General features: G+C 38.1%; 7 protein-coding genes. 2 read left to right on the forward strand and 5 right to left on the reverse strand.

The window, feature by feature from the left end:
- Positions 1–151 precede the first annotated feature (151 nt).
- Complete coding sequence (locus tag ACTNBR_RS16060) at positions 152–841, reverse strand: response regulator (RefSeq protein WP_441019203.1); 690 nt, start codon at positions 839–841, stop codon at positions 152–154.
- A 13-nt stretch (positions 842–854) separates the two neighbouring features.
- Positions 855–1,130: a sensor histidine kinase gene (locus ACTNBR_RS16065; protein WP_441019205.1), complete on the reverse strand. Its 276-nt coding sequence runs from the start codon at positions 1,128–1,130 to the stop codon at positions 855–857.
- Positions 1,131–1,215: 85 nt separating this feature from the next.
- On the opposite strand from ACTNBR_RS16065, the gene ACTNBR_RS16070 reads away from it, so the two are divergent.
- Positions 1,216–1,386: an Hsp20 family protein gene (locus ACTNBR_RS16070; RefSeq protein WP_427806937.1), complete on the forward strand. Its 171-nt coding sequence runs from the start codon at positions 1,216–1,218 to the stop codon at positions 1,384–1,386.
- Positions 1,387–1,436: 50 nt separating this feature from the next.
- On the forward strand, positions 1,437–1,847 hold the full coding sequence (locus tag ACTNBR_RS16075) for an HdeD family acid-resistance protein (RefSeq protein ID WP_441019207.1): 411 nt from the start codon (positions 1,437–1,439) through the stop codon (positions 1,845–1,847).
- Positions 1,848–1,995: 148 nt separating this feature from the next.
- On the opposite strand, the gene ACTNBR_RS16080 is transcribed toward ACTNBR_RS16075, so the two are convergent.
- From ACTNBR_RS16080 to ACTNBR_RS16090, 3 genes are all read right to left on the reverse strand, one after another.
- Positions 1,996–2,865, reverse strand: coding sequence for a CorA family divalent cation transporter (locus ACTNBR_RS16080; RefSeq protein WP_427806933.1), 870 nt, complete (start codon positions 2,863–2,865; stop codon positions 1,996–1,998).
- A 282-nt stretch (positions 2,866–3,147) separates the two neighbouring features.
- Complete coding sequence (locus ACTNBR_RS16085; protein WP_427806934.1) at positions 3,148–3,336, reverse strand: helix-turn-helix domain-containing protein; 189 nt, start codon at positions 3,334–3,336, stop codon at positions 3,148–3,150.
- Complete coding sequence (locus tag ACTNBR_RS16090) at positions 3,336–3,569, reverse strand: hypothetical protein (RefSeq protein WP_427806935.1); 234 nt, start codon at positions 3,567–3,569, stop codon at positions 3,336–3,338. Before ACTNBR_RS16090 ends, ACTNBR_RS16085 begins: the two co-directional genes overlap by 1 nt.
- Positions 3,570–3,841 lie beyond the last annotated feature (272 nt).

A 3,841-nucleotide genomic window follows, 5' to 3' on the forward strand; every position in this document is an offset into this window, starting at 1 on the left:
CTTGTGTTTTTAGATTTTACTAACTGCCCGGTCAGTAATAATCTAAATTTACTTGAGGTATTCTTTTTGGTCAATTCCCTTTACTCTTTAAAGTATACAGGAAGCTCCATACTTCAAAATTAATTAACCAACTCTATCACGATTAGTGCAGTCAATAATTTTTTATCTGCTTCACCATACAATAGCCAATCCCTATATGTGTCTGGATACATTTATTAGAGCTATCTTTCTTTTCTATTTTCTTTCTTACAGTTGCCACATGAACCCTGAGTGAAGCAATGTCTCCTTCCAAAGAACTTCCCCATATTTCCTTCGCGATGTGGGTATGAGTCAGCACTCTTCCAAGGTTTTTCGCCAACAGGCATAAGATTTTATATTCAATTGGAGTTGCATGAATTTCTTCCTCTTTCACATATACTGTCTGCATTTGATAATCAATGGTCAAACTGCCATTATGAAAGACAGGATCTCCCCCCTGCTGATTATTTTGTATGTACTGAATTCTCCTATAGTTTCTTCTGATTCTTGCAAGAAGTTCCGCTGTTGAAAATGGCTTGGTAATATAATCATCAGCACCGGCATCCAAGGCATCAATCTTATCTTTATCTTCACTTCTGGCACTTATCACAGTAATTGAAACAGTTGACCAGGTACGTATTTTTCTTATTACATCAACCCCATCTATGTCAGGAAGTCCCAGATCCAACAGGATCAGTTCCGGTGCCTGTGTTGCAGCTTCCATAATCGCCTGATTCCCATTTTTTGCCACATGATATTTATAGTTTTCTGTCTCAAGGGCGGTTGTGATAAGACTGCGAATGGCAGCATCATCTTCTACCACTAATATATTTGAATTATTCTTGAATCTCTACCTCCTCAGCAGGCACCGTAAAATCAAAAATGGCACCTTTCGGTTCATTATCATAAACCATTATTTTCCCACCATGTGCATTGATAATTGATTTACAAAGAGCAAGCCCAAGACCCAGACTCCGTTTCGAATCCGTTATTTCATTATTTGCCGTATAAAACATTTCAAAAATATGCGGTTTATCTTCATCCGGAATTCCCTTTCCATTATCTGCGATCTGCACATGTACAAAACTTTTTTCTTTCTTTGTAGATATCACAACCTCTCCGCCTGGAGGCGTATACTTCACCGCATTATCTGCAAAAGGTCTGGATAAAGATGAAAAAGATAAAGAAGGGAAATATATCCGCCGCGAGCGTTATGCCGGAAATGCAAGCAGGAGCTTTTATGTGGGAAATAACGTTCAGAGAGAAGACATCCATCCGAAATTTGAAAATGGTATTCTTTCCTTTACTGTTCCAAAAGAGAAGACGGCAGTAGAAAACAGCTCCCATTATATTGCCATTGAAGGTTAATCTCAAACGGGCAGGGAATAAAACCCCTGCCTGTTTATGGTCTTCCTATTATCTTAGGAGTTGCCATGATGTTTTCCGGCATTATAGATATCGTGATATTTGCATCCGGTCATGATTATATGGCAGGATCTGGCTGGTTTCTTGCTGACGGCATTCTGACCGTACTGATGTCTTTATTCATTTTGGGAAATGGATGGTTTACAGCAATGACAATCTCCTTTATTTTAGGAATGTGGCTGATTTTTTCAGGTATCACCAAACTGGTTCATTCCTTTGACCTTCAAAAACTGGGAGTAAAGGGCTGGTTTACTGTACTTGGAATCCTGCTGACTGTGATTGGTTTTCTGTCATTCACACATCCATTTGCAAGTATTGCAGCTATGGCTTGGGTAATCGGATTTTTCCTGCTCCTTCAGGGTATTGTATCCGTTATGCGTGGATACTTTTCCAACCGTTTCTGATTGTAAAAATATAACAAAACCTAATATTGCCAAAGAGGAAAAAGGCACCTCTTCATATAGATTCGGCTGCATACAAAATTGTGTGCAGCCTTTTTAATGAATACCTAATTCTGAAAATAATCTTTTACTCTCTACGGATAATCTTATCCTACAACAATTTTTTCTTTTTAAAATAAATGAGTTCCAGAATAATTGTTATTACTGCAATTGCAATCACTGCAACATATCCGTATTTCCACTGTAGCTCTGGCATATTCACAAAATTCATACCATACCATCCAGTCAAAAGTGTAAGTGGCAGGAATAAGGTTGTCACAACTGTCAATATACACATAATTTTATTCTGTTGTGCATCCTGCTGAGATTGATACAATTCACGTAACTGCAGTATATTTTCTCTAAGCAAATGCACATGGTTATGCAATCGTTCTGTCCTGAGTGCATAACGATTCCACGATTCTGTATTACGGATAATAGGCAGTCCATCTTGAGACTGTAATAGATCACCAATCATAGCCAGCTGTTCATAATATGCATCCAGCTCAGAGAGTTTCTGTCGATACTTTGTAAGAACCGAAAAGAAATTATCCGCAACACCTTTTATAAGCTGATCTTCCATCTTTTCAATTTCTTTTTCCAAATGTAACAAATATAGAAGATCATTTTCAATCATCAATTCCATCATCTTAAGAAGAAACTGATCCGGTGATTTCAGCTCCTGAAACTGTTCTTCCTTTTTCTCTAACCAGTGTTTCAGTTCCCCACTCTCCTCAATTAAAAAAAGTTCTTTATCTGTCATGTAAAATCCACAGACAACATGCGGTGTACGTATTTCATTTTTTTCCGGTACTCGCAAGGTTCCCAGAATACAATCCCGAAACACTTCTGCTTTACAGTATCGGATTGATCTGATACTGTGTAATAATTCGTTATCATGCGGAAAATCTTTCTTCAACTCACGAAATTCATCTTCCCGTAAAATCGTAAGGAAATGTATATTCACCATAGAATCTCTCATTCTCCTTCCTTCCTAATATTCTTCTCTAGTAAATCAGAATACTCTTTATTTTTATGAAATGCAAATACGAAATGGCAGGAACTATCACATAATCCTCATTCCACTAAAATGCCTTATTCTTTATATTGCTGTTATCACAAGCACAATAACCAAATCCGACAAATACATCAGATAACAAATCTGCAAAACTCTGTGTATTAAAAATTACAGAGCAGAAACCTTATCTTTACATCGATAAAAATTACTGCTCTATCTTCATTATCATGCTAAGCTAATCAAAAGCTACTCCATTTCCTGATAATTTCTAATACACTTCAATACTTCAATTCTCAACTCCTGGTACAGATCCTCATCAAATCTTCCATTAATCAAAGAGTTCTTTATCAGCAACGGTCGGAACATCTCTACTATCTGTTCAGTAGCTACATGGTCTCCCATCTTCGCCCGGAACAACACTTCTTCAAAATTCATCACTTGACACCTCCCATCCATTTTCTGATCTTACGGATTGCATAATAATAAATTCCTTTCACCTTGTAAGGTGGCAAATCATTGATCCGGCTTATATCATCAAACGTCCGTTCTTCAAACACATGCTGATAGATCAGTTTTCTCTCATCCTCGCGCAATAAGAGTAATGCCTCGACAAGTTTTTGATCCCTTATCTCGTCCCATTCTGGATAGCACCCATCTAGCTCTCTCATTAACAGTTTGATAATTGCATACACCTCTCAGAAGATTGATATAGGTGCTGCAGATAGTGCCTGCGTTTATTGCGTGCCTGCAGCTTTAAGATTACATAGTAACGCCTTCTACGTGGCCGGGAAGGGCATAGGAACTGGCTTCTGGGAGATTTACACCATTTTGCATATGGCGCGTCCCAACGGCCGGTTTTGCGGAGCAAAACGGCCGAAATGCGAAGCTGAACAGCCGTTAGGCTTTGATTGATACAGAAATCTCTAGGATAATATATTCA

The sequence above is a fragment of the Bariatricus sp. HCP28S3_F11 genome, from assembly GCF_052065395.1.
Lineage (GTDB): Bacteria > Bacillota > Clostridia > Lachnospirales > Lachnospiraceae > Allocoprococcus.

Excerpts from the sequence above, each read along its gene's own strand:
- ACTNBR_RS16085 (WP_427806934.1), bottom strand. The coding sequence starts at position 3,336 with ATGAATTTTGAAGAAGTGTTGTTCCGGGCGAAGATGGGAGACCATGTA.
- ACTNBR_RS16090 (WP_427806935.1), bottom strand. The coding sequence starts at position 3,569 with ATGAGAGAGCTAGATGGGTGCTATCCAGAATGGGACGAGATAAGGGAT.
- ACTNBR_RS16080 (WP_427806933.1), bottom strand. The coding sequence starts at position 2,865 with ATGAGAGATTCTATGGTGAATATACATTTCCTTACGATTTTACGGGAA.